At 57.4% G+C, this 880-nt stretch carries 2 protein-coding genes; both read right to left on the bottom strand.

All coding sequences use genetic code 11. From position 1 onward, the window contains the following. On the bottom strand, positions 1-279 hold a 279-nt coding region (locus GPK90_RS15285), incomplete at its 3' end, for a DNA cytosine methyltransferase (RefSeq protein WP_215703383.1). After that, complete coding sequence (locus tag GPK90_RS15280; RefSeq protein ID WP_215696618.1) at positions 266-622, bottom strand: DUF7768 domain-containing protein; 357 nt, start codon at positions 620-622, stop codon at positions 266-268. The genes GPK90_RS15285 and GPK90_RS15280, both read right to left, overlap by 14 nt. Between the last annotated feature and the right edge of the window lie 258 nt (positions 623-880).

The raw sequence follows: 880 nt of genomic DNA, 5'->3' as shown, positions 1-880 counted from the left end.
CAGGCTTGATTTTGCCCCGGCAAGGCCGGAGCGGTTGCCGATCAGAGAAAGGTTCTGACAGGGGGAACCGAAGGTAATTACATGAACCGGCGGGATTTTCCCGCCGTCCACCTTCGTAATATCCCCCAAATGCACCATGTCGGGAAAGTGCCTTTTGGTTATGGAGATGGGCGCTTTTTCAATCTCACTGGCCCATACCGGACGGATACCGCACCGGGAAGCAGCCAGAGGGAACACGCCAATTCCGTCGAAAAGGCTTCCCAGCTTAATGTCCGGCATGGCCCGGGGTGCCGTGTCCCTTCACGGCAAGCACCCCTTCCAGTGTGGTCGCCGCAATGCCCAGCCGCCCGGCAACCGCAATATCATTTTTTACATCCTCGTCCACAGCGCTGCCGCAGACAATCAGGATGTGGGAGCGCCGCAGCATATCCCGGCGCATATCAATCCCAGCCTTGTGTTCCTCGGGAACGCTGTCATTCAAAAACAGCGGCAGATACAAGAGCGGGCAGATCGGGGAAAAGCCCGCCTCATAAGCAAGACGGCAGTAGTGGGCCGCCAGCTCCATATCAACATCCGGCTCGCCGCTCCATGCGGCGGTCAGGTATGCTAAAGGTCGTTTCATTGGTTGAGCCTCCATTTCTGTTTTGGTTTAGGGAAAAGCAAGAGTTCGCCCAACCCCTCCGCCCCTTCCCCCGGGAAGGGGAACGGCTCTGGAGAATTTATATCCCCGTCGCTTGACCGGGAAAAAGCATAACCGGGAGAAATCCGTCAAGGGTGCCTCTGGCACCGCCTGCGGCGGCGCTGCCCTTGACTGATTTTCCCGGCTATGCTACGGAATAACTGGCGACGGGGAATAATTTATATCTCCAGAGCTTCGGGG

It is taken from the genome of Clostridium sp. MCC344 (genome assembly GCF_018785365.1).
Lineage (GTDB): Bacteria > Bacillota > Clostridia > Lachnospirales > Lachnospiraceae > Pilosibacter.
The sequence above is the reverse complement of the archived record's forward strand: the minus strand, read 5'-3'. Positions and strand labels throughout refer to the sequence as shown.